Source organism: Streptomyces sp. NPDC102406 (assembly GCF_044765725.1).
Taxonomy (GTDB): domain Bacteria; phylum Actinomycetota; class Actinomycetes; order Streptomycetales; family Streptomycetaceae; genus Streptomyces.
Map to the genome: position 1 here is coordinate 58,680 of NZ_JBIWKP010000007.1, position 24,419 is coordinate 83,098.

The 24,419-nt window shown below is 71.8% G+C and carries 19 protein-coding genes; 2 read left to right on the forward strand and 17 right to left on the reverse strand.

Annotated elements, in window-relative coordinates; all coding sequences use genetic code 11:
• Window positions 1-61: 61 nt before the first annotated feature.
• The 14 genes from ACIRF8_RS26170 to ACIRF8_RS26235 all read right to left on the reverse strand — a co-directional run bounded on the left by ACIRF8_RS26170 (window position 62) and on the right by ACIRF8_RS26235 (window position 15,778).
• Entirely contained in the window at window positions 62-1,762 is a 1,701-nt protein-coding gene (locus tag ACIRF8_RS26170) for a proline--tRNA ligase (protein ID WP_404218322.1), read from the reverse strand.
• 90 nt (window positions 1,763-1,852) lie between these two features.
• Window positions 1,853-2,413, reverse strand: coding sequence for a GNAT family N-acetyltransferase (locus tag ACIRF8_RS26175; protein WP_404218324.1), 561 nt, complete (start codon window positions 2,411-2,413; stop codon window positions 1,853-1,855).
• Between the two features lie 19 nt (window positions 2,414-2,432).
• Entirely contained in the window at window positions 2,433-3,203 is a 771-nt protein-coding gene (locus ACIRF8_RS26180; RefSeq protein ID WP_404218326.1) for an ABC transporter ATP-binding protein, read from the reverse strand.
• The gene (locus tag ACIRF8_RS26185; RefSeq protein WP_404218328.1) at window positions 3,200-4,006 is read right to left on the reverse strand and encodes an ATP-binding cassette domain-containing protein; all 807 of its coding nucleotides are present in this window, start codon (window positions 4,004-4,006) and stop codon (window positions 3,200-3,202) included. Before ACIRF8_RS26185 ends, ACIRF8_RS26180 begins: the two co-directional genes overlap by 4 nt.
• Window positions 4,003-4,830, reverse strand: coding sequence for an ABC transporter permease (locus tag ACIRF8_RS26190; protein WP_404218330.1), 828 nt, complete (start codon window positions 4,828-4,830; stop codon window positions 4,003-4,005). The genes ACIRF8_RS26185 and ACIRF8_RS26190 overlap by 4 nt, the downstream gene beginning before the upstream one ends.
• Window positions 4,827-5,795: an ABC transporter permease gene (locus ACIRF8_RS26195; RefSeq protein WP_404218332.1), complete on the reverse strand. Its 969-nt coding sequence runs from the start codon at window positions 5,793-5,795 to the stop codon at window positions 4,827-4,829. The genes ACIRF8_RS26190 and ACIRF8_RS26195 overlap by 4 nt, the downstream gene beginning before the upstream one ends.
• A gap of 7 nt (window positions 5,796-5,802) precedes the next feature.
• A complete protein-coding gene (locus ACIRF8_RS26200; RefSeq protein ID WP_404218334.1) occupies window positions 5,803-7,323 on the reverse strand; it encodes an ABC transporter substrate-binding protein in 1,521 nt (506 codons plus the stop codon).
• Window positions 7,324-7,366: 43 nt separating this feature from the next.
• Complete coding sequence (locus ACIRF8_RS26205; RefSeq protein WP_404218337.1) at window positions 7,367-8,095, reverse strand: DUF1684 domain-containing protein; 729 nt, start codon at window positions 8,093-8,095, stop codon at window positions 7,367-7,369.
• Window positions 8,096-8,231: 136 nt separating this feature from the next.
• On the reverse strand, window positions 8,232-9,080 hold the full coding sequence (locus tag ACIRF8_RS26210; RefSeq protein WP_404218339.1) for a GNAT family N-acetyltransferase: 849 nt from the start codon (window positions 9,078-9,080) through the stop codon (window positions 8,232-8,234).
• A 101-nt stretch (window positions 9,081-9,181) separates the two neighbouring features.
• On the reverse strand, window positions 9,182-10,339 hold the full coding sequence (gene ispG, locus ACIRF8_RS26215) for a flavodoxin-dependent (E)-4-hydroxy-3-methylbut-2-enyl-diphosphate synthase (protein WP_404218341.1): 1,158 nt from the start codon (window positions 10,337-10,339) through the stop codon (window positions 9,182-9,184).
• Window positions 10,340-10,487: 148 nt separating this feature from the next.
• Window positions 10,488-11,789 (reverse strand): M50 family metallopeptidase, encoded by a 1,302-nt coding sequence (locus tag ACIRF8_RS26220; RefSeq protein ID WP_404218343.1) that lies wholly within the window; start codon window positions 11,787-11,789, stop codon window positions 10,488-10,490.
• Window positions 11,786-13,066, reverse strand: a complete 1,281-nt coding sequence (dxr, locus tag ACIRF8_RS26225) for a 1-deoxy-D-xylulose-5-phosphate reductoisomerase (protein ID WP_404218345.1) — start codon at window positions 13,064-13,066, stop codon at window positions 11,786-11,788. Before dxr ends, ACIRF8_RS26220 begins: the two co-directional genes overlap by 4 nt.
• 75 nt (window positions 13,067-13,141) lie before the next feature.
• A complete protein-coding gene (locus ACIRF8_RS26230) occupies window positions 13,142-15,082 on the reverse strand; it encodes an acyl-CoA dehydrogenase family protein (protein ID WP_404218347.1) in 1,941 nt (646 codons plus the stop codon).
• Between the two features lie 117 nt (window positions 15,083-15,199).
• Window positions 15,200-15,778 (reverse strand): Dps family protein, encoded by a 579-nt coding sequence (locus ACIRF8_RS26235; RefSeq protein ID WP_404218349.1) that lies wholly within the window; start codon window positions 15,776-15,778, stop codon window positions 15,200-15,202.
• 280 nt (window positions 15,779-16,058) lie between these two features.
• On the opposite strand from ACIRF8_RS26235, the gene ACIRF8_RS26240 reads away from it, so the two are divergent.
• Window positions 16,059-17,030, forward strand: a complete 972-nt coding sequence (locus tag ACIRF8_RS26240; RefSeq protein WP_404218351.1) for an alpha/beta hydrolase — start codon at window positions 16,059-16,061, stop codon at window positions 17,028-17,030.
• A gap of 69 nt (window positions 17,031-17,099) precedes the next feature.
• Here ACIRF8_RS26240 and ACIRF8_RS26245 read toward each other — a convergent pair whose 3' ends face one another.
• The 3 genes from ACIRF8_RS26245 to ACIRF8_RS26255 all read right to left on the reverse strand — a co-directional run bounded on the left by ACIRF8_RS26245 (window position 17,100) and on the right by ACIRF8_RS26255 (window position 22,717).
• Window positions 17,100-18,545, reverse strand: coding sequence for an aldehyde dehydrogenase family protein (locus ACIRF8_RS26245; protein ID WP_404218353.1), 1,446 nt, complete (start codon window positions 18,543-18,545; stop codon window positions 17,100-17,102).
• Window positions 18,546-18,814: 269 nt separating this feature from the next.
• Window positions 18,815-20,464: a PucR family transcriptional regulator gene (locus tag ACIRF8_RS26250; protein ID WP_404218355.1), complete on the reverse strand. Its 1,650-nt coding sequence runs from the start codon at window positions 20,462-20,464 to the stop codon at window positions 18,815-18,817.
• A gap of 138 nt (window positions 20,465-20,602) precedes the next feature.
• A complete protein-coding gene (locus ACIRF8_RS26255; protein WP_404218357.1) occupies window positions 20,603-22,717 on the reverse strand; it encodes an ATP-binding protein in 2,115 nt (704 codons plus the stop codon).
• Between the two features lie 261 nt (window positions 22,718-22,978).
• Here ACIRF8_RS26255 and gabT point away from each other — a divergent pair, with 261 nt between their 5' ends.
• Window positions 22,979-24,313, forward strand: a complete 1,335-nt coding sequence (gene gabT / locus ACIRF8_RS26260; protein WP_404218359.1) for a 4-aminobutyrate--2-oxoglutarate transaminase — start codon at window positions 22,979-22,981, stop codon at window positions 24,311-24,313.
• Window positions 24,314-24,419 lie beyond the last annotated feature (106 nt).

Consider the following 24,419-nt stretch of genomic DNA (forward strand, 5'->3'; position numbering starts at 1 on the left):
CTGGACGACAACGCGACGAGCCGCGGGCGACGCCCGCGGCTCATGCGTTCTCCGGACGTGCTCAGGCGGTCAGGCGGGCGACGGCCTCCTCGACCGTCAGCTCCTCGCGCTCGCCGGTGCGGCGGTCCTTCAGCTCCACGACGCCGTCGGCGCTGCGCCGCCCGGCGACGAGGATCTTCGGCACACCGATCAGCTCGGAGTCGGTGAACTTCACGCCCGGGGAGATGCCGGGGCGGTCGTCGACCAGGACGCGGACGCCGGCGGCGGCCAGCTTGTCGGAGACCTCCAGGGCCAGCTCCGTCTGGAGGGCCTTGCCGGCGGCGACGACGTGCACGTCGGCCGGGGCGATCTCCTCGGGCCAGACGAGGCCCTTGTCGTCGGCGTGCTGCTCGGCGAGGGCGGCGACGGCGCGGGAGACGCCGATGCCGTAGGAGCCCATGGTGACGCGGACCGGCTTGCCGTTCTGGCCGAGCACGTCGAGCTGGAAGGCGTCGGCGTACTTGCGGCCGAGCTGGAAGATGTGGCCGATCTCGATGGCGCGGTCCAGCTTGAGGCCGGTGCCGCAGTTGGGGCAGGGGTCGCCCTCCTGCACGACGACGACGTCGACGTACTCGGAGACCTCGAAGTCGCGGCCCGCGACGACGTTCTTCGCGTGCACGCCCGCCTTGTTGGCGCCGGTGATCCAGGCGGTGCCGGGGGCGACGCGCGGGTCGGCGAGGTAGGTGACCTTCTCCAGGCCCTGCGGGCCGACGTAGCCGCGGACCAGGTCCTCGCGGCCCTCGAAGTCCTCGGCGGTCACGAGTTCGACGGGGGCGGGCGCGAAGTGGGCCTCGACCTTGTCCATGTCGACCTCGCGGTCGCCGGGGACACCGAGGGCGACGATCTCGCCGTCGACCTTGACCAGGAGGTTCTTCAGGGTCGCCGACGCCGGGACGTCGAGGTACGCGGCGAGCGTCTCGATCGTCGGGGTGTCGGGGGTGGGGATCTCCTCCAGGGCGGGGGCGTCGGTCGCGTCGACCGGCTTCAGCGCGTACGTGATGGCCTCGGTGTTGGCCGCGTAGTCGCAGTTCGGGCAGTCGGCGAAGGTGTCCTCGCCGGCCGCGGCGGGGGCCAGGAACTCCTCGGACTTGGAGCCGCCCATGGCGCCGGCGGTGGCGGCGCAGATGCGGTAGTCGAGGCCGAGGCGCTCGAAGATGCGCTGGTAGGCGGCGCGGTGCAGGGCGTACGACTCGGCGAGGCCCTCGTCGGTCAGGTCGAAGGAGTACGAGTCCTTCATCTGGAACTCGCGGCCGCGCAGGATGCCGGCGCGGGGGCGGGCCTCGTCGCGGTACTTGGTCTGGATCTGGTAGAGGATCACCGGCAGGTCCTTGTAGGACGTGCACTGGTCCTTGACCAGTTGGGTGAAGATCTCCTCGTGGGTCGGGCCGAGGAGGTAGTCGCCGCCCTTGCGGTCGTTGAGGCGGAACAGCTCGGCGCCGTACTCCTCCCAGCGGCCGGTCGCCTCGTAGGGCTCCTTGGGCAGGAGCGCGGGGAGCAGGACCTCCTGGGCGCCGATGGCGTCCATCTCCTCGCGGACGACGCGCTCGACGTTGGCGTAGACCCTGCGGCCGAGCGGCAGCCAGGACCAGACGCCCGCGGCGGTGCGGCGCACGAAACCGGCGCGGACCAGCAGCTTGTGGCTGAGCACCTCGGCGTCCGCCGGGTCGTCGCGCAGGGTCTTCACCATCAAGCGGGACATGCGCTGGACCTGGGCCTTGGCCATGATTTCTCGACTCCTGCGACGAAAGGGTTGTGTCCAGGAGGTTAGCCGGGCGGTGGGCGGAGCCGGAAATCGGTTCCCGCGCGGCGGCTGTCAGCGGCGCAGCGGCAGGGGCGCGCCCATCACCGCGTACGGCTTGGGGGCGCTCGGGAACAGGACCTGGCGGGACAGGTCCTCGTAGCCGAGGGAGTGGTAGAGGCCGCGGGCCGGGCTGTCGAAGTCGATCGCGGAGAGGATCGAGCGGGGCTGGGTGGCGGCGTCGGTGATGGTGGTGATGAGGGTGCGGCCGATGCCGCGGTTCTGGTAGCCGGGGTGGACGTGCAGCTCGGTGATGACGAAGGAGTCGTCGAGCCAGTGGTCGTGGCCGGCCGCGCGCAGGTACGGCTCGACGACCGTGGACCACCAGTGGGTGCGGTCGTTGGGCATGCCGTAGACGAAGCCGACGAGGCGGCCGGTCTCCGTGGTGGCGCCGAGGGCGCGGGCGCCCGCGTAGGTGATGTGGCGCAGCACGATCTGGCGGCGGACGGCGATCTCGTCGTCGCTGAGGCCGAAGGCGTGCGCCTGGACGGCGAGCGCCTCGTCGACGCGGGCGTGCAGATCGAGGGGGCCGATGGTGACGGCGGCGGCGTCGTCCGTACGGTTCCGGTGCGGCATGCCCGGAGAGTACCCGGGGTCAGGCCTCGGCGGGCAGCCGGGGCACGCTGGCGAGCAGGCGACGGGTGTAGGCGTGTGCGGGCGTGCCGAGGACCGTGGAGGTGGCGCCGGACTCGACGACCCGGCCGCGCTCCAGTACGGCGGTGCGTTCGCACAGGGCGGCCACCACCGACAGGTCGTGGGAGACCATGACGATCGTGAGGCCCGCCGTCTCCTTCAGCTCGGCCAGCAGGTCGACGACCTTCACGCGGGTCGTGACGTCGAGCGCGGAGACCGGTTCGTCGGCGAGCAGGACGCGGGGGTCGCAGACCGTGGCCCGCGCGATGGCGATGCGCTGGCGCTGGCCGCCGGAGAACTCGTGCGGATAGCGCTCCCCCGCGTCCGCCGGGAGGCCCACCCGTTCGAGTGCGTCGGCGACGCGGCGGGCGGCGTCCGCGCCGGTGGCGACGCCGAGCGAGCCGAGCGGTTCGGCCACGATGCGGCGCACGCGCTGGCGCGGGTCGAGGGAGGCGTACGGGTCCTGGAAGACGCACTGGACGGTGCGCCTGAAGCTCCGCATCCGCGCCCGGTCGCCCGGCCGCAGGGGATCGCCGTCGAAGCGCACCGTTCCGGCGGTGGGCCGGGCGAGACCGAGCAGCATCCGCAGCAGCGTCGTCTTGCCGGCTCCCGACTCGCCGACGAGCGCGAGGCTCCGCCCGGCCTCGACGCTCACGGACACGTCCCGGACGACCGGGTCCTCGCTGCCGCGGTACGCGTACGACACCGCGTCCAGTTCCAGGATCGCGGTCATCGCGCACCTCTCAGGTCGAGCGCCGATTCCAGTTGACGTGCGCTGTCGACCAGCGCCTTGGTGTAGGGCTCGCGGGGAGCGCGTACGACGTCGGCGACGGCGCCCGTCTCGACCGCGCGGCCGTCCTTCATGACGAGCACCCGGTCGGTGACGCGGGAGACGACGGCGAGGTCGTGGCTGACGAACAGCACGGCCATGCCCCGGTCGCGGACGAGTGCGTCGATCAGGTCGAGCATCTCGGCCTGCACCGTCACGTCGAGCGCCGTCGTCGGTTCGTCGGCGATGAGCAGCGCCGGGTCGCAGGCCAGGGCCATGGCGAGCGCGACGCGCTGGCGCTGGCCGCCGGAGATCTCGTGCGGGAAGGCGCGGGCGACGCGGTCCGGGTCCGGCAGCCGCACCTGGTCGAGCAGGGCGGTCACCGCACTCCGCAGCGCCGCGCCCTTCACCTGCCGCCGCCTGCGCAGCGGACCGGCGATCTGGCGGCCCACCCGCATCAGCGGGTCCAGGGCGGTCAGCGGTTCCTGGAAGACGACGGCGGCGGCGCGGCCACGCACGCCGGCGAGGGTCCGTTCGGCCGCGCCGACGATCTGGGTGCCGTCCAGTTCGACGCTGCCGGTCGCCGTCATGCCGGGGGGCAGCAGGCCGAGCGCGGCGAGCGTCGTCAGGGACTTGCCCGAGCCGGACTCGCCGATGAGGCCGAGCCGTTCGCCGCGCGCGATCGTGAGGCTCAGGTCCGAGACGAGCGGGCGGCCCTCGGCGGTCCGGATCGTCAGGCCGGAGACCGCGAGCAGGGGGTCGTTCACAGCGCTGCCCTTCCCTTGCGGGCCGTCGGGTCGAGGACGTCGCGGAGCCCGTCCGCGATCAGGTTGACGCCGATCACCAGGAGGACGAGCAGCACGCCCGGCGCGAGCGCGCCCGCCGGCGCCGTCGTGAACGTCGCCTGGGCCTCCTGGAGCATGCGGCCCCACGAGGCGTTCGGCGGCGGTGCGCCGAGGCCCAGGTAGGACAGGCCCGCCTCGGCGAGCACGGCGAGGCCGAACTGGAGCGCCAGGTTGACCGCGAGCGTCGGCCAGATGTTGGGCAGGACGTGCCGGGCGACGACCCGGGGCCAGGACGTGCCCGAGGTACGGGACGCGGTGATGTAGTCCTGGGCGAGGACGCGCTTGACCAGGATCCGGGTCAGCCGGGCCACGACGGCGCTCTGGGCGAGGCCGATGGCGAGGATCGCGGAGCCGAGCGTCGCCGAGCGCGCGGCGACGATCAGCATGGCGAGCAGCAGCGTCGGGAACGCGATGAGGATGTCGAGCAGCGCGGAGAGGGTGTCGTCGAACCAGCCCTGGGCGAAGGCCGCGAGCACGCCCAGGCAGACGCCGAGCAGCGCGGCCACGGCGACCGCTCCGAGGCCGGACTCCAGGGCGATCCGGGAGCCGGTCATGAGCTGCGTGAACAGGTCACGGCCGAGTTTGTCGGTGCCGAGCAGGTGTCCGTCGCCGGGGCCCGAGAGCCGTTCGCCGGAGGTGTCGTCGCTGTCGTAGGGCAGCCAGAAGAGGGAGACGAGGGCGAGCAGGACGACGAGTCCCGCGAGCACCGAGCCCGTCCACAGGGTGAGGGACGATCGGCGTTTCATCGCAGGCCACCGCCCGACAGCCGGCCGCGCAGCCGCGGGTCCACGACGCGCTGCACGAGGTCCGCGGCGAACCCGATGATCAGCACGGCGAACGTCGACACGAACAGCACGCCCTGGATGACCGGGTAGTCGTGCTGGGCGATGCCGGTCGCGAGCATCGAGCCGAGGCCGGGCAGCGCGTACACGGACTCGACGACGACGGCGCCGAGCAGTGTGGAGGCCAGTTCGATGCCGAGGACCGAGATGACCGGCACAGCGGCGTTGCGCAGCCCGTGGCGCCACATGGCCCGGCCGAAGGAGGAGCCGAGGGCCCGTGCCGTGCGCAGGTACTCGCTGTCGAGGACGTCGAGGGTGGCCGAGCGTACGTACCGGATCAGGGAAGCGGACATCACCAGCGCCACCGTCACCACCGGCAGGACGAGCGAGCGGACCGCCTCGGCCGGGGTGTCCCAGCCGTCCTGCGGGAAGCCGCCGGAGGGCAGCCAGCCCGCGTTCAGCGCGAAGACCGCGATGAGGATCATGCCGAGCCAGAACACCGGTACGGCGATGCCCAGTTGGGAGACGCCGCTGAGCAGCGCCCCGTACCAGGTGTGCTTCTTGTACGCGGCCACGAACCCGGCGGGAACGGCGACGAGCACGGCGAGGACGAACGCGGAGAGGGTCAGCGGCACGGTCACGTTCAGGCGCTGGGAGACCTCGGGTCCGACGGGCAGCGAGCTGACGAACGACGTGCCGAGGTCGCCACCGGCCAGTTGTCCGACCCAGTGGGTGAACTGCTGCGGCAGCGGCCGGTCGGAGCCGATGGCGTGGCGGGCCGCGGCGATCTGCTGCGGCGAGGCGCCCACCGAGGTGAGCGCGTTCGCCGGGTCGCCGGGCAGCATCCGCAGGAGCACGAAGAGCACGACGGACGCGAGGACGAGGGAGACCAGCAGGAACACCAGTCTCCGCAGGAGGTACCTGACCATGGCGGGGTCAGCGGTTCTTCTTGATGCCGTACGCGAAGAACTGGGAGTTGAGGCCGTTGAGCGGGTAGCCCGACAGCTTCGTGTTCGCGACGACGATCTGCGGATACAGGTACAGCCAGTCGCTGGCCGCGTCCTCGGCGGTCTTGCGGTTGACCTTCTTCAGCAGCTCGGTCTGGCGCGCGGTGCTCGACGCCTCCTCGGCCTGCTCGACCCACTGCTGGACCTGCTTGTCGTCGTAGCCCCAGTAGAAGTCGGGGTTGCCGTACCAGACGAGGTCGCGGTCGTTGACGTGCTCCTGGAGCGTCGCCGTGAAGTCGTGGTTCTTGTAGACCTTCGTGTACCACTCGTCGGGTGTGATCGTGTTGATCTCGACGGTGATGCCGACCTTGGCGAGCTGCGACTTGATGAAGGTGGCGGCGGTGGGGTGCGGGTCGTAGTTCGGGGTGTCGAGCGTGAAGCTGAACCCCTTGCCGTATCCCGCGTCCTTCAGCAGCTTCTTGGCCTTGGTGACGTCGTACGCGTCGACGTCCGTCAGGTCCTCGTACCAGGGGTCGGTGGGCGGCACCATCGACCCGATCTGCTTGCCGTAGCCGCCCCAGACGGACGAGAGGAGTTTCTTGTCGTCGATGGCGGCGGAGACGGCCCGGCGCACCTTGACGTCGGTGAACGGCTTGGCCTTGTCGTTGAAGGCGAGGAGCAGCTTGGTGGTCGAGTCGCCGTCGTTGACCTTGTAGTTCTGGTTCGACTTGAACTGGTCGAGGGCGTCCGGCGACTGCTCGCCGGTGACGACGTCCACGGCGTTCGTGAGCAGCGCGTTGTTGAGGGCGGTCGCGTCCTTGTAGTAGTGGAAGACGACCTGCTTGTTCTTGGCGGCGGGACCCCAGTAGCCGGTGAAGCGGTCGAGGCTGAGCGCCGAGCCGCGCGTCCACTTGTCCAGCGTGTACGGGCCGGTGCCGTCCTCGGTCGTCTTCAGGTTCTTCGCGTCGGCGTTGATGATCCAGACGTAGGAGAGGTTGTAGACGAAGGAGATCGACTTCTTCTTCAGCGTGACCTTGACGGTCCTCGCGTCGGGTGTGGCGATGTCCTTGACGACCTCGAGGTTCGCCTTGCGCGCGGACTGCGAGTCCTTCGCGAGCACCTTCTCCAGGCTGTACTTGACGTCCTTGCTGGTCAAGGCCTTGCCGCTGTGGAACTTGACGCCCTTGCGGAGGGTGAAGGCGTAGCTGAGGCCGTCACCGGAGACCTTGTAGTCCTCGGCGAGGAGTTTGTCGACCTTGCCGTCGTCGGTGAGCTTGAAGAGACCTTCGTAGACGTTGCCGTTGAGGGCTTCGGTGACGCCCTGGCCGCCGCCCCCGGTGTTGTCGAGGTTCTGCGGTTCGTAGAGCGAGCCTATGGCGACCGTGGCGTTCTTGTCGTAGGTCCCGCCGCCCGACGTGGAGCCGGTGCCGCCACCGCCGCAGGCGGCCAGGGTGACGGCGAGGGCGACGGTGAGCACGCCGACGGAGAGGGGCTTCTTGGGGAGGTTCATGGAGGTGCCTTCGCGCGGAGCTTCGGGGGAAGCGAGGGGAGGATCAGTGGGCGGTGCCGGCGGCGCCGCCGCGGAAGACCGGAAGCTTTTCGCCCGCCTCGACGGGCAGGTGGAAACGGTTCTGCCGCGGCGGCATCGGACAGTTGTACTGATCGGAGAAGCCGCACGGGGGCACGAAGGCCCGGTTGAAGTCGAGGCGTACGCGGCCCTCGCCGGTGTGCTCCACGAAGAGGAAGCGCCCGGCGCCGTACGTCGAGTCACCGTTGGTCGGGTCGCCGAAGACGAGCAGCAGGGTGCCGTCGTCGTCGAAGGCGGAGAGCGTGTAGGCGGTGCCGTCGACGGTGAGGGTGATGTCGCCGGGGACGACCTTCTCGCGGGTGCCGCCGTTGTCGCGAAGGTGCTCGAAGGCGACGAGTCGGGCGCCCTCGACGGGGGTGTACGTGGCGTCGAGGACCCAGCGCGGGTCGTACGGGAAGGCGTCGATGCGCTCGAAGTCCCGCAGGGCGGGGGCGTTCGCGTCCCAGCGGCGCAGGCCGTGCTCGGGTTCGCCGGTGACCAGGTCGGTGCGGTCCAGCGCGGTGACCGTCACGGTGTCGGGCTGTTCGGCGCGGACGGTGTCCAGGTCGGGGAGTTCACCGGCGGGCAGCCAGCGGGTCTCGACGAGGGCCAGGTTCCCGGTCGGCGCGGTGACGGAGCGGTGCCGCTCGGCACGCCACGCCTCCCAGTCCCGCTGGGGGTCGTCGGACGGGGCGGCTCGGCCGGAAACAGACATCGCGTGGCACCTACAGTCAGTGAACCTTAAACCAAAGTTCTCCCTTTATGGTTCATAAGACTCACTAATGTCAAACGCCGTCAAAAAGATGAGACGGGCACCACAGGAGACGGGCACCGCAGGAGCGGACAGCGTCCTAGAACAGGACGCTCATGAACTCCCCGACCTCCTCGAACCCCACGCGCCGGTAGGTGGCGCGGGCCGGGGCGTTGAAGTCGTTGACGTAGAGGCTGACGACGGGGGCGACGTCGGCGAGGGCGTAGCGCAGCACGGCGGCCATGCCGGGGGCGGCCAGGCCGCGACCGCGGTACTCGGGCGCCACCCAGACGCCCTGGATCTGGCAGGCCTGGTCGGTGGCCGCGCCGATCTCGGCCTTGAAGACGACCTTGCCGTGCTCGTCGAGGCGGGCGAACGAGCGCCCGGAGCCGACCAGTTCGGCCACCCGCGCCTGGTAGAGCAGGCCGCCGTCACCGGCCAGCGGGGAGACGCCGACCTCCTCGGTGAACATGGCCACGCACGCCGGCATGATCGCGTCCATCTCGTCCTTGCGGATCCGGCGCACGTACGGGTCCGGGGCGATGTCGGCGGGCATCCGGTCGGTCACCATCAGCGGCTGGTGCGGGCGGACGTCGCGGGCGGGGCCCCAGCTCCCTTCGAGCAGCCGCCACAGCAGGGCGGTCGGCCCGGAGGGCCCGACGATGGAGGAGCAGCGGCGGCCGGAGCGCCTGGCCCGGTCGGCGAAGCCGCGGACGGCGCGGTCGGTGGCGCAGATCGGCACGAGATTGGCGCCCGCGTAGCAGAGCGACTCCAGCATGCCGTCCTCGTACCAGCCCCACATCTCGCCGCCGAGCCGCCACGGGTCGAGGCCCGCGACCCGGACGCGGGCCGTGACGAAGGCATTGGTCACCGGCTCGCGGTCGAGCACGGCGAGCGCGGCGTCGAGGTCACTCGGTTCGAGGACCCGTGTGGTGGTCTGGGTCAACACGTGCGGGGCCTTCGGGGTGGGCTGCTGATCTCCGCACTGTACCTGCCGGTGGTTCGAGCCGCCTCCGCCCGGGCCGTGGGGCACGGGCGGAGCGCCGGGGCTCAGCCCGCGACGGCGACGGACGGCTCGCCGGAGGCCACGCCGTCCTTCTCCATCTGCTCGGCGATCTTCATAGCCTCCTCGATCAGCGTCTCCACGATCTTCGACTCGGGCACGGTCTTGATGACCTCGCCCTTGACGAAGATCTGTCCCTTGCCGTTGCCGGAGGCGACGCCGAGGTCGGCCTCGCGGGCCTCGCCGGGGCCGTTGACGACGCAGCCCATGACGGCCACGCGCAGCGGGACCTCCATGCCGTCGAGGCCGGCGGTGACCTCTTCGGCGAGCTTGTAGACGTCGACCTGGGCGCGGCCGCAGGAGGGGCAGGAGACGATCTCCAGGCGGCGCGGGCGCAGGCCCAGCGACTCCAGGATCTGGTTGCCGACCTTGATCTCCTCGACCGGGGGCGCGGAGAGCGAGACGCGGATGGTGTCGCCGATGCCCTCGGAGAGCAGCGCGCCGAACGCGACGGCCGACTTGATGGTGCCCTGGAAGGCGGGGCCGGCCTCGGTGACGCCGAGGTGCAGCGGGTAGTCGCACTTCTCGGCGAGGAGCCGGTAGGCGTTGACCATGACGACCGGGTCGTTGTGCTTGACCGAGATCTTGATGTCGCGGAAGTCGTGCTCCTCGAAGAGGGACGCCTCCCACAGCGCCGACTCGGCGAGGGCCTCGGGGGTCGCCTTTCCGTACTTCTGGAGCAGGCGGCGGTCGAGGGAGCCCGCGTTCACACCGATGCGGATCGGGGTGCCGTGGTCCCGGGCCGCCTTGGCGATCTCCTTGACCTTGTCGTCGAACTGCTTGATGTTGCCCGGGTTGACCCGGACCGCGGCGCAGCCCGCCTCGATGGCGGCGAAGACGTACTTCGGCTGGAAGTGGATGTCGGCGATGACCGGGATCTGCGACTTCTTGGCGATGATCGGCAGCGCGTCGGCGTCGTCCTGCGTGGGGCAGGCCACCCGCACGATCTGGCAGCCGGACGCGGTCAGCTCGGCGATCTGCTGGAGCGTGGCGCCGATGTCGGAGGTGCGCGTCGTCGTCATCGACTGCACCGAGATCGGGGCGTCGCCGCCGACCGCCACGGTGCCGACCTGGATCTGCCGGCTCTTGCGCCGCTCGGCGAGCTTGATCGGTACATCCGGCATGCCGAGTGAAATCGCAGTCATCTGCTGTGCAACCCCAAGGTATGGATCGAGTCCCAGGCATCCGAGATTACGTCACCGGCGCGCGGCCGAGCACACCGCGCCCCTTAAACCCACTCGAAGGTTGGCAGCCGGGCACACAGGATGCCCAGCCGCCGCGAATCATCCTCAATCAGGAGATCTTCACAGGGTTGACCACGTCGGCGATCAGTACCAGGACCGTGAAGCAGACGAAGATCCCGGCCACCACGTACGCGACCGGCATGAGCTTGGCGACGTCGAAGGGGCCCGGGTCGGGGCGCCGGAAGACGCGGGCGAGGTTGCGGCGCAGCGCCTCCCACAGGGCGCCCGCGATGTGCCCGCCGTCCAGCGGGAGCAGGGGCAGCATGTTGAAGAGGAAGAGCGACAGGTTGAACCCGGCGACCAGCATCAGCGACATGGCCACCTTCTGGGTGGCGGGGATGTCGAGCGCCGCGATGTCGCCGCCGACGCGGGCCGCGCCGACCACGCCCATCGGGGAGTCCTGCTCGCGCGGGCCGTCGCCGAAGGCCGCGTCCCACAGGGCGGGGATCTTCGCCGGGAGGGCGACGATGGAGTCGACGGCGTCGCCGACCCGGTCGCCCATCCAGGTCACGGAGTCGCCGAAGTCCTGGTGGACGACGCCGGTGGCCGCGGTGAAGCCGAGGAAGCCTGCCTTGACGTAGCCGTCGGTGATCTGGCCGCTGGAGTCCTTCTTCGCGACCGTGTTCGTGGCGATCTTCGCGGTCAGCGTCTTTCGCTGCCCGTCGCGCTCCACGACGATCGGGACGGTCCGGCCCGCGCTCTCGCGGATCTTGTCGGACAGGGTGTTCCACTTGTCCGTCGGAACGCCGTCGAACGAGACGATCTTGTCCTTGGCCTTGAGGCCCGCGGCCTTGGCCGGGGACCGCGGGTCGGAGGCCTTGCAGGTGTCGCGCTGGGCGCTGGCCTGGATGACGCACGGCGAGACCGACTCGACCGTGTTCGTCTGCTGCGTGATGCCGAAGCCCATGAGGACCACGAAGAAGAGGGCGACCGCCAGGATCAGGTTCATGAAGGGGCCCGCGAACATCACGATGACGCGCTTCCAGGGCTTGCGCGTGTAGAACAGGCGGGTCTCGTCGCCGGGCTTCAGCTCCTCGAAGGCGGCGGCGCGGGCGTCCTCCACCATGGAGCGGAACGGGGAGGTCGAACGGGCCTCGATCTTGCCGTCCTCGCCGGGCGGGAACATGCCGATCATGCGGATGTAGCCGCCGAGCGGGATCGCCTTGACGCCGTACTCGGTCTCGCCCTTCTTCCGCGAGAAGATCGTGGGTCCGAATCCGACCATGTACTGCGGGACGCGGATGCCGAAGAGTTTCGCCGTCGACAGGTGGCCGAGTTCGTGCCAGGCGATGGAGATGAGCAGGCCCACCACGAAGACGACTACGCCGAGAATCATCATCAAGGTCGTCATGCACGAGCCTCCGCGGTCGTCGTCCGGTTCGTCGCCGTCAGTTCACGGGCCCGGGCGCGCGCCCAGGTCTCCGCTTCGAGGACGTCCGCGACGGTGAGAGAAGTTCCCGGTACCGCCGTCGAAGGGGCGTCGTGTTCCTCGACCACCTTCGTCACGGTCTCCATGATCCCGTTGAACGGCAGGGCGCCCTTCAGGAAGGCGTCCACACATTCCTCGTTGGCGGCATTGAACACCGCCGGGGCCGTGCCCGCGAGCTCCCCCACGTGCCGGGCCAGGTTCACCGACGGGAACGCGTCGTTGTCGAGCGGGAAGAACTCCCAGCTCGCGGCCTTCGTCCAGTCGAACGCGGGGGCCGCGTCGGGGATGCGCTCGGGCCAGCCGAGTCCGATCGCGATGGGGCCGCGCATGTCGGGCGGGGTCGCCTGGAGGAGCGAGGAGCCGTCGACGTACTCGACCATGGAGTGCACGTAGGACTGCGGGTGGACGACGACCTCGATGCGGTCGAAGGGGATGTCGTAGAGCAGGTGCGCCTCGATGACCTCCAGGCCCTTGTTGACCAGGGTCGCCGAGTTGACCGTGATGACCGGGCCCATCGCCCAGGTGGGGTGGGCGAGCGCGTCCTCGACCGTGACGTCGGCGAGGTCGGCCTTCGTGCGTCCGCGGAAGGGGCCGCCGGACGCGGTGACGACGAGCTTGCGGACGTCGGCGCGGGTCCCGGCGGCGAGGGCCTGGAAGAGGGCGGCGTGCTCGGAGTCGACCGGGATGATCTGGCCCGGCTTGGCCAGCGCCTTGACCAGGGGGCCGCCGACGATCAGCGACTCCTTGTTGGCGAGGGCCAGGGTGCGGCCCGCCTCCAGGGCGGCGAGGGTGGGCGCCAGACCGATGGAGCCGGTGATGCCGTTGAGGACCGTGTGGCAGTCGCCGCGGCCCGCGATCTCGGTGGCGGCGTCCGGGCCCGCGAGGATCTCCGGGAGCGCCTCCCCCGGCCCGTACCGGTCGGCCAGCGCCTCGCGCAGCGCGGGCACGGCCTCCTCGCGGGCGACGGCGACGGTGCGTACGCGCAGCCGGTACGCCTGCTCGGCCAGGAGGGCGACCCGGCCGCCCGCGGCGCTGAGCGCGGTGACGCGGAAACGGTCCGGGTTGCGCAGCACGAGGTCGATGGCCTGGGTGCCGATCGAGCCCGTCGCGCCGAGGACGGCGATGTCCCTGGGGGCGTCGCCCGGGGCGGGGTCGAAGACGAGGTGGGGGTCGGCGAGCGGCGCTGGGCTGTCGGTCATGCCCCTATTGTTGCCTGGCCTCCCTGTGTGACCGACACCATGCCCCCGCACCGGCTTCCGGCGCGGGGGCGGCTGTCAGCGGATCGGGCGGTGGACGTTCTCCCGCTTGCTCGGGCCGGGGGTCGCGTCGGCGATCCAGGGCCCTTCGCCGCTCGGGTCGACGATGCCCTGCTCCAGCCAGGTGTACGTGCCGCTGAGGACACCCTTGACGACCTTGTGGTCGAGGTCGTCGGTGTTGGTCCACAGGCGGTCGAAGAGTTCGTCGGCGCGGATGCGGGCCTGGCGGCAGAAGACGTCGGCGAGCTGGTAGGCCTCGCGGCCGTACTCCTCGGTGGTGCGCAGGAGTTCGGCGCGTACGCAGGCCGCGCTCATGGCGAACAGTTCGGCGCCGATGTCGACGACGCGGCCGAGGAAGCCCTGTTTGGTCTCCATGCGGCCCTGCCAGCGGGACATGGCGTAGAAGGTGGAGCGGGCGAGTTTACGGGCGGAGCGCTCGACGTAGCGCAGGTGGCCGGAGAGGTCCGGGTGGCCCTCGGGGTGGAACTCGGCGTAGGAGCGCGGGAGTTGACCCGGCCCTGTGACGAGCTTCGGCAGCCACTTCGCGTAAAAGCCACCGGCTTTTGCGCCTGCCTTCGCCTTGTCCGTGAGGGACTTGTCCGGGTCGATGAGGTCGCCGGCCACGGACAGGTGGGCGTCGACGGCCTCGCGGGCGATCAGCAGGTGCATGATCTCGGTCGAGCCCTCGAAGATGCGGTTGATGCGCAGGTCGCGCAGGACCTGTTCGGCGGGGACGGCGCGTTCGCCGCGGGCCGCGAGGGAGTCGGCGGTCTCGAAGCCGCGCCCGCCCCGGATCTGGACGAGTTCGTCGGCCATGAGGCAGGCCATCTCGGAGCCGTACAGCTTGGCGAGGGCGGCCTCGATGCGGATGTCGTTGCGGTCCTCGTCGGCCATCTGGGAGGACAGGTCCAGCACGGCCTCCAGGGCGAAGGTGGTGGCCGCGATGAAGGAGATCTTCGCGCCGACCGCCTCGTGGAACGCGACGGGCTTGCCCCACTGCTCGCGCGCCGCCGACCATTCGCGGGCGATCTTCAGACACCATTTCCCGGCGCCCACGCACATCGCGGGCAGGGAGAGGCGGCCGGTGTTGAGCGTGGTGAGGGCGATCTTGAGCCCCGCGCCCTCGGGGCCGATGCGGTGGGCCGCGGGGACCCGGACCTGGTGGAAGCGGGTGACGCCGTTCTCCAGGCCGCGCAGGCCCATGAAGGCGTTGCGGTTCTCGACCGTGATGCCGTCGGCGGCGGCCTCCACGACGAACGCGGTGATGCCGCCCTTGTGCCCCTCGGACCTCGGCACGCGCGCCATGACGACGAGGAGGTCCGCGACCACCCCGTTGGTCGTCCACAGCTTCACCCCGTCGAGGACATAGCTGTCGCCGTCCGGGACGGCCGTCGTGGCCAGGCGGGCGGGGTCGGAGCCCACGTCGGGCTCGGTCAGCAGGAACGCGCTGATGTCGGTGCGCGCACACCGCGGCAGGAACGCGTCCTTCTGCTCCTGGGTGCCGAACATCTTCAGCGGCTGCGGTACGCCGATCGACTGATGGGCCGAGAGCAGGGCCCCGATGGCGGGGCTCGCCGAGCCGGCCAGGGCGAGCGCCTTGTTGTAGTAGACCTGGGTGAGGCCGAGACCGCCGTACTTGGTGTCGATCTTCATGCCGAGGGCGCCGAGCTCCTTGAGCCCGTTGATCGTCTCGTCGGGGATCCGCGCCTCGCGCTCGATGCGGGCCGAGTCGATCTTCGTGTCGCAGAAGTCGCGCAGCCGGGCGAGGAACGCCTCGCCGCGCCGCGCGTCCTCGGCGGGGGGCATCGGGTGCGGGTGGATGAGGTCGAGCCGGAACCGGCCGAGGAACAGTTCCTTGGCGAAGCTGGGCTTGCGCCAGTCCTGTTCCCTGGCCGCCTCGGCGACCTGCCGGGCCTCCCGTTCGGAGACCTTGGCCCGGGGCTTGGGTGTTGCGGACATGAGGTTCACCTCGCCGCGCGTCGGGTGCACCGGGCCGGCCCGTTACCGATCGGTGCTACCCGATCGTATGTACCCGATCCGGCCCGTCCCGGCCAGCCCTCGCGCGGTGGGTGCGGCTCAGGCGCGGACGAGCGGGGTGTCGACCAGGTGCTCCGCGAGGAACCATGCCTGGCGTTCGCCGGTCCTGATGATCTGCGAGACGAGGAGGTCGTTGGTGCCGTCGTCGCCGAGTTCCGCGGTGCGGGCGGCGGCGTCGTGGGCGGCTATGAGGATCGCCTCGTGGGCCTCCAGGAGGCGGGACAGCATCGCCGGTACCTCCTCGACGCCGTCCGGGGGGCGCGGGATCGAGGTGAGCTCCGCGACGTGCCGGGGGTCGCCGACCGCGACGCCGCCGAGGGCCTGGACGCGTTCGGCGAGGGTGTCGACGAGTTCGAGCTGTTCCCCGGCGTGCTTGTCGAGGACGATGTGCAGTTGGTAGAAGGTCGCGCCGCGCATCAGCCAGTGGTGCTTCTTGTAGAGGCCGTAGAGGATCTGCGTGTCGGCCAGGACCTTGTTCAGGCGCTGGCAGGCGTACATCCGGGCCTCGTAGGACAGGCCGAGGGGGAACTGCTTGACGGTCCCGAACTCCTGGATGACCTCGCCCTTCTGGTGCAGCCACGGCTGACTGCCGTGCACGGGCTGGGTGTCGCTGGTCATGTTCCGCCTCCGTTGGTGCTGTGCGCTGACTGGAGCGGCGACGTTAGGCGGCTGGGGGCCGGGCGGGTTGCCGGGGAGCGCACGACCGGATGCCCGTGAGCGCACACTGTCGCCGGGACAGTGGATGACCTGGGGCGATGGAGTGCGCTGTCAGGCCACGTGTGGTGCGCGGGCAGACAAGGCGCCCCGCTCCCGCGCCGCTAACTTGGCGAGGCGGCCCCACCGGACAGTCCGGTCACGCGGGCCGAGCCAAGTGGTGCCGAATCCTGAGGAGTTCTCCATGTCGGATGCATTCGAGCCGGTCGTGCCGGTGCTGGAACCGGCGGCTGCCGCGTTCGCGGAGGCGACGGCGCGTCCCCCGTTTTTGTTCGACCTGGCGCCCGAGGAGGGCCGCAAGGCCGTCGACGAGGTGCAGTCCGGCCCGGTGGAACTGCCGGAGGTGGACGAGGAGTGGGTGACCGTCTCCGGTGGTCCGACGGGCAGTGTGCGGGCGCGGATCGTGCGGCCCGCGGGCGTCTCGGGGACGCTGCCGGTGATCCTCTACATCCACGGCGCGGGCTGGGTGTTCGGCAACGCGCACACGCACGACCGCCTCGTACGTGAACTGGCCGTGGGCGTCCGCGCCGCCGTGGTCTTCCCCGAGTACGACCTCTCCCCCGAGGCCCGCTACCCGGTGGCGATCGAGCAGAACTACGCGGTGGCCCGGTGGATCGTCGCCGAAGGCGCCTCGCACGGTCTGGACGGGGCGCGGCTCGCCGTCGCCGGTGACTCGGTGGGCGGCAACATGAGCGCCGCCCTGACGCTCATGGCCAAGGAGCGCGGGGACGTTGCGCTGCTGGGCCAGGTGCTGTTCTACCCGGTCACCGACGCGAGCTTCGACACGGGCTCCTACCACCAGTTCGCGGAGGGCTACTTCCTGCGCCGCGACGGCATGCAGTGGTTCTGGGACCAGTACACGACCGACGAGGGCGAGCGCGCGCAGATCACCGCGTCGCCGCTGCGGGCCACCACCGAGCAACTGACCGGGCTGCCGCCCGCCCTGGTCATCACCGGCGAGGCGGACGTGCTGCGCGACGAGGGCGAGGCGTACGCGAACAAGCTCCGCCAGGCGGGCGTCCCGGTCACCGCGGTCCGCTTCCAGGGCGTCATCCACGACTTCGTCATGCTCAACGCCCTGCGCGAGACGCACGCCGCCGGGACGGCCATCGCCCTGGCCGTCACCACGCTGCGCACGACGCTGGCCGCGGGCTGAGGGCCTGAACCCACGACGGCCGGAGCCCCCGCACAGTGGGCTCCGGCCGTCGTGGTGCTTCGGACGTCGCTACAGGGCGAGCCCGGTCAGGACGAGGACCCGCTCGTACGTGTAGTCGTCCATGGCGTAGCGCACGCCCTCGCGGCCGACGCCGGACTGCTTGGCGCCGCCGTACGGCATCTGGTCGGCGCGGTAGGACGGCACGTCGCCGACGACGACCCCGCCGACCTCAAGGGCGCGGTGGGCGCGGAACGCGGTCTGCAGGTCGTGCGTGAACACGCCTGCCTGGAGGCCGTACTTGGAGGAGTTGACCTCGTCGAAGGCGGCGGCCTCGCCGTCCACCTTCTTCACGGTGAGGACCGGCCCGAAGACCTCCTCGCAGGAGATGGTCACGTCGTCCGGTACGTCGGCGAGGACGGTCGGCGCGTAGGTGGCGCCGTCGCGCTCGCCGCCCGCGAGGAGGGTCGCGCCGGCGTCCACGGCCTCGCTCACCCACGCCTCCACGCGCTTGGCGGCGTCCTCGCTGACCAGCGGGCCCACGTCGGTGGCGTCGTCGGCAGGGTCGCCGGTGACCTGCGCCTCGACGGCGGCGACGATCTTCGGGAGCAGCCGGTCGTACACGGCGGCGTCGGCGATCACGCGCTGCACGGAGATGCAGGACTGGCCGCCCTGGTAGTTGGAGAACGTGGCGATGCGGCCGGCCGCCCAGTCCAGGTCCGCCTCGGAGGCGTAGTCGGCGAGGACGACGGCCGCGCCGTTGCCGCCGAGCTCCAGCGTGCAGTGCTTGCGCGGCACGCTGTCCATGATCGCGTAGCCGACGGGGCCCGAACCCGTGAAGGAGATGACGGGCAGGCGCTCGTCCTGGACGAGGGCGGGCATCCGGTCGTTCGGGACGGTGAGGACCGACCAGGAACCGGCGGGCAGCTCCGTCTCGGCCAGCAGCTCGCCCAGGACCAGGGACGACAGCGGGGTCGCCGGGGCGGGCTTGAGGATGATGGGGGCGCCGACCGCGATGGCCGGGGCGACCTTGTGGGCGCTGAGGTTCAGCGGGAAGTTGAACGGGGCGATGCCGAGGACGACGCCCTTGGGGATGCGGCGCGTCAGGGCGAGGCGGCCGGTGCCGCCCTGGTCGGTGTCGAGACGCTGGGCGTCACCGCTGTTCCAGCGGCGGGCCTCCTCGGCGGCGAACCGGAACACGGACACGGCGCGGCCGACCTCGCCCCGGGCCCACTTGATCGGCTTGCCGTTCTCGGCGGAGATCAGCCGGGCGATCTCCTCGGTGCGCTCGGTGAGGCGGTCGGCGACGTGGTTCAGCGCCTTGGCGCGGACGTGCGCCGGGGTCGCGGCGAACTCCTCGCGGACCGCGTGCGCGGCGGCGACGGCCTCCTCGACCTGCGCCTTTGTCGGCACGCTGACGGTGCCGACGAGACGGCCGTCGTAGGAGTTGGTGACGTCGAAGGTGGCGTCCCCGGTGGCCTGGCGGCCGGCGAGCCAGAAGGCGTGGGCGGCGGTCATGTGTCTCTACCGGCCTTTCGTGTACGTAGGCGTGTTCCGGCCCCCACGGTAGGCTCCGCCGGCCGGGTGTCGGATTGGCCGGGGTGGAGTGTTCGGGGGGTTGGGTTCGCCGGAATGGACTAGGCGCCGTGGGGTGACCTAGAGGTGGCGGGTGCGCCGCCGTCGTGGCCGGTCGCGCCCCGCGGCGAAGCCGCTGATCGGCACAGCCCCGCGCCCCTGAGAGGCGCACTCCGTGCGCCCTCGGGGGGCTGCGGCGAAGCCGCGCGGCGCTACGCCCCGGTCGCCTTCAGTGCCAGCCACAGCTCCATCCGGACGTCCGGGTCGTCCAGGGACCGGCCCAGGATCTCCTCGACCCGCCGCATCCGGTACCGCAACGTATGCCGGTGCACCCCCAGATCCGCGGCGGCGGCGTCCCACTGTCCGTGCCGTGACAACCAGGCCCGCAGGGACGCGACGAGGTCGCCGCGACCGGTCGCGTCATGGTCGCGCAGCGCCCGCAGCAGCCCGTCGGCGAAAGCGCGCACCGCGTCGTCGCCGAGCAGCGGCAGCACCGAACCGGCGACGACGTCCTCGTGCTCGACGAGGACCCGCCCGCGCCGCCGCGCGACGGACAGGGCCTGCTCGGCCTGCTTGAACGCGGTCGCGGCGGCGATCGGCCCGGACGGCGCCGAGAAACCGATGACGAGTTCGTCGTCGGCGGAGCCCTCCGCCCGCGTCGCCTCCAGCACCTCGGCGTACTGCACGCACGCCTCCGCGGCGGCTCCGCCGTCGACCACCAGCAGCACCGTCCGCTCGCCGTGCGGGACGACCAGGACGGCCTCGCCCGCGCGCGCGGCGGCGGACTCCACGACGTCGGCGAGGACGGACAGCGGGCCGCCGGACGCCCCGCCCGCGCCGGTCACCGCCTCCGCGAGGAGCAGCGCCGTGCCGGTCCCCCCTGAGGCGCCCGCGGGAGCGGCGACACCGGTCGGCGGGGGTGCCACGACCTCCGCGGCGACCATGCGGAACGGGGCGTCGAGGAGCGCGCCGTACAGGTCGCCGGCGACGGCTCGCGCGTGGTCGGGTTCGCCCGCGAGCAACATCCGCAGTACCGCCGCGCCGATCCGCTGCTCGGCGGCGTACAGGGCGCGGGACCGTTCGGTGGTGAGGGTCAGCAGGGCGATCGCGGAGTGCAGGGCGTACCGCTCGGCGGTGCCGAGGGCCGCCGCGGTGCCCACGGCGAGGGCGGCGCGCGGCCGTCGCCCCGTGCCGATCGAGTGCAGTTCGACGCGGTCGTCGGCGCCGCCCGCGACGACGGCGCTGGCGGGGGCGGGGCGATCCCGCAGCCGTTCGACGTCGGCGGTCAGCCGGGCGGCCCTGCGGCCCGCCCATTCGGGGGCGGTGGCGACGACGGCACCCGACGCGTCGTACAGGGCGGCCCAGCCGTCCACCTGCGCCGCGAGGACGGCGAGCAGCCCTTCGGGGCCTTCGTTCAGGGCCTGCTTGGTCAACTCGCGCTGGGCGGCGAATCCGGAGGTGACGGCCCGGTACTGGTCGGCGGCGATGGCCGCGGAGACCGCTTTGCTGATGGCGATGAAGGGCGTGCGGGGCGGCACTTCGAGCAGCGGGAGACCTTCGTCCTTCGCCGCCTTGACGAGTGCTTCCGGTACGTCGTCGTAGTTGACGCCGACGGCGAAGCCGAGCCCGACCACGCCCGCGGCCGACAGCCGCTTCACGTACCGGCGCATCGCCTCGAAGTCCTCAGCGTCCAGTTTCAGGGCGGTGATCAGCAGCAGCTCGCCGCCCTCCATGTAGGGGACGGGGTCGGCGAGTTCGCTCACGTGGGCCCAGCGGACGGCGGTGTCCAGATGGTCCTCGCCCGCCCGCACGGTGAGTTTGAGCGCCGAGTGGTGGACGAGGGAGGCGAGCGTGGGCGGCATGGGGCCTTCAGGTGAGCTGGGGCACGTGGGGGGCGCGGGTCCTGTGAAGCTTTTGGCCGGTCCGTATGAACGACCAGTGCCGATTCTGCCTCACCGTACGTACTCCAGGGCCCCGCCCCCGCGATTCTCAGCCCACCTTCAGGTGCGCAGCTCCATCAGCAGGGGCGGCGCGTGCTCCCCGCGCACGGTGGTGAGCGAGAGCACGGCATGGCCGGGCGGGACGGCGTGGGCCAGGTCGGAGGCGGACCAGCGTTCGCGTTCGACCTGGCGGACGGTGACGGCGCGGGCGGTCGGCGCGCGCCCGGTGATGACGCGGCGCACGGCGTGCAGCGCCTTGCCCGCCGGGGTCTCGGCGATGATCTGCCGGTCGGTGACGTCGCGGGCCTCGGTCCACTCCTTGCCCCACACCTCGGCGAAATCCTGCCCGTCCCACGGGGTGAGCCCGGACAGTGCCATCCGGCAGCCGACGGAGCCGAGCAGGGGCCCGCGCAGCGGGCGCGGCACGTCGTCGAGGGTGCGCAGGGTCAGCACGGCCCCCGCGTTGGCGGAGCGCAGCCGCTGGACGGAGCGGACGGCGTGCGGGGTGACGACTCCGGTGGCGTCGTCGAGGACGAGGCACGCGAACAGCGAGCGGTCCTCGCGCACGGCGACGCTCGTCATGAACTGGGCGAGCACGAGCCGGGCCAGGATCCGGGAGGCGTCCGCGTGGCCGCGTTCGGGCAGGTCGATCCGGACGCGGACGGGGTGGTCGAGGGCGCGCAGCGAGAAGGGGCGGGTGGCGCCCGAGGTGTCGAAGAACGGGGCGAAGGCGGGCCGGTCGAGCAGGGCGATCCGGTCGGCGAGCACCGCGCCGACGTCGCCGGGATGGCCCAACTGGCGCTCGCGGGCGTCGAGTTCGCGCAGCATGGCGTCCTGTCCTGCCTCGGTGAGCGCCGTGCGCAGGGAGTCGAGCGCCGCGGGTGTTCCGTCGAGCAGGCGGCGCAGCTCGGGCACGGAGGGGAAGCGCCCGTGGACGGTGTGGAAGGGGCCGAGGAGCTGGGCGAGGACGGTCGTGGAGCGGCGGCTGTCGCCACCGGGGTGCGGGTCGGCGAGGTCGCCGACGAGCGCTTCGGCGAGCATGGCGGCGGCCTCGTCCGGGTCCTTGCTGCCGCCGTACAGGTCGAGGTCGTAGACGGAGTCGGGCTGGCCGACGCGGACCACGACGTCGTACGTCTCCTGCGAGCCGAGGCCCGCTCCGGCGGCCCCGACGACGACCACGGCGGCCCGTCCGGCGAGCGCGCCCAGGCACAGCGACTCCGCCAGCGGCCACACGACACCGCCTGTCTTGCCGGCGCCGGGCGGGCCGACGGCCAGCAGAGAGGTGCCGAGCAGGTCCGGGCCGAGGGCGAGGCCGACGCCCCGGTACGCGTAGGGGTTGCGGGGGTCGTCGGCCGCGGTGCCGATCCTGACCTGGGCGGTGGCGAGGTCGTGGCGGGCGGCGCGGGCGGGCAGGTCGCGGGTGCCGGAGGGGTGCGGGCAGGCGGCGGCACCGTCCTTGACGACGGCGGCGGCGAACGCGGCGAGGGAGTGCCGGCCGCGCTTGACGCCCTGCCACGCGCGCGTGATGCGGGCGTGGTCGACGTCGCGCATGAGCCCGGCGCGGGCGTCGGCGCCGAGTCGTTCGGCGGCCTCGACGGCCCCGGCCTCGCGGAGCTGGGGCCACTGGGCGGGGTCCTTCTCGGGGGCGGGCGCGCGCTCGGCCTGGGCGGGGGCGGCCGAGCGCCAGGCGGGCGGGCCGAAGCGGCGCCAGACCTCGCCCCAGCGGCCGAGCCGGCCGACCGCGACCATGATCCCGACCGCGAAGACGGCGTAGTAGAGGTAGACGACGACCACCGAGGCGACCGAGTGCGGGGAGGCCCAGGAGTCCGGGACCATCGCGTACAGCGGCAGCAGCCACCAGCCGCCCAGGTAGCCGTTCCACAGCAGCGACCAGACGAGCCAGCCCACCAGGAAGGCGATGAGCGCCCCGCTGAGCAGTTGCCGGGTCGGGGTCCGCTCGGGTTCCTGGGCCGCCCGCGGCTTGTGTCCGAACCGCCAGACGCCCGGCGGGGCGGCGGGCCTCGGCGTGCGCAGCCAGGTCAGGAACGTGGCGCCCGCGGGGACGCCCTGCTCGCCCGGTGCGTGGGCGGGGCGCGGCGGCGGCACCGCCCCGCCGGGCGGAAGACCGCGTTCCGCGGCGAAGCCGTCCGTGCCCTGCATGCCCTCGCTGCTCATGGCCTTGCCCCCTGACCTGCCGGTCCGTCCGTACTCAGCGCGTGGATCGGGGCTCAATCTAGTGCCCGCGCCAGGGGAGTTCACTGCTTACGCGCCCCGGCGGGCCCCGCGCGCCGCCGCACCCATGTGTCCATCTCGGACAACACGGCGCTCCGACCCCACCCCAATGGAGCATGACCGGTCGGCGACGCCCCACCTAACCTGCGAGAACACCCCCCTGATCCCACCCGGCGAGACCGGAACCAGAACCAGGAGCCCCGCATGAGCGACATCCCGCAGGAGCGCCGCGTCGTCACCGCCATCCCCGGCCCGAAGTCGCAGGAGTTGCAGGCCCGCCGTGTGGCGGCCGTCGCGGCCGGCGTGGGCTCCACGCTGCCCGTGTTCACCGCCCGGGTGGACCGCGGCATCATCGAGGACGTCGACGGCAACCGTCTGATCGACTTCGGTTCCGGTATCGCCGTCACCTCGGTCGGCGCGAGCGCCGAGGCGGTCGTGCGCCGGGCCTCCGCCCAGCTCCAGGACTTCACCCACACCTGTTTCATGGTCACGCCGTACGAGGGCTACGTCGCCGTCGCCGAGGCGCTGGCCGAGCTGACGCCCGGTGACCACGCGAAGAAGTCGGCGCTGTTCAACTCGGGCGCCGAGGCCGTCGAGAACGCCGTCAAGATCGCCCGTGCGTACACCAAGCGCCAGGCGGTCGTCGTCTTCGACCACGGCTACCACGGCCGTACGAACCTGACGATGGCGCTGACCAGCAAGAACATGCCGTACAAGCAGGGCTTCGGGCCGTTCGCGCCCGAGGTCTACCGGGTGCCGGTGGCCTACGGCTACCGCTGGCCGACCGGCCCGGAGAACGCAGGACCCGAGGCCGCCGCCCAGGCCATCGACGAGATCACCAAGCAGGTCGGCGCGGACAACGTAGCCGCCATCATCATCGAGCCGGTGCTCGGCGAGGGCGGCTTCATCGAGCCCGCCAAGGGCTTCCTGCCCGCGATCCGCCGGTTCGCCGCGGACAACGGCATCGTCTTCGTCGCCGACGAGATCCAGTCCGGCTTCTGCCGCACCGGCCAGTGGTTCGCCTGCGAGGACGAAGGCATCGTCCCGGACCTGATCACCACCGCCAAGGGCATCGCGGGCGGCCTCCCGCTCGCCGCCGTCACGGGCCGCGCCGAGATCATGGACGCCGCGCACGCGGGCGGCCTCGGCGGCACCTACGGCGGTAACCCGGTGGCCTGCGCCGGTGCGCTCGGCGCCATCGAGACGATGAAGGAGCTCGACCTCAACGCACGCGCGAAGGAGATCGAGCAGACGATGAAGGCGCGGCTGTCGTCCATGGCGGAGAAGTTCTCCGTCATCGGCGACGTGCGCGGCCGGGGCGGCATGATCGCCGTCGAGCTGGTGAAGGACCGGGAGACCAAGGAGCCGGCCGCGGAGGCGACGGCCGCGCTCGCCAAGGCGTGCCACGCGGAGGGACTGCTCGTCCTCACCTGCGGCACCTACGGCAACGTGCTGCGCTTCCTGCCCCCGCTGGTGATCGGTCAGGACCTGCTGAACGAGGGCCTCGACATCATCGAGAACGCCCTCGCGGCCCTGTGACCACGGGCCGTCGGTCCATGGCCACCACACCGGTGGCCCTTCCGTGACCTGCGGCGACGGTCGGGCCGTGTGAAGAAGGTGTGGGGGGCCGATGGGATGTTGCCCG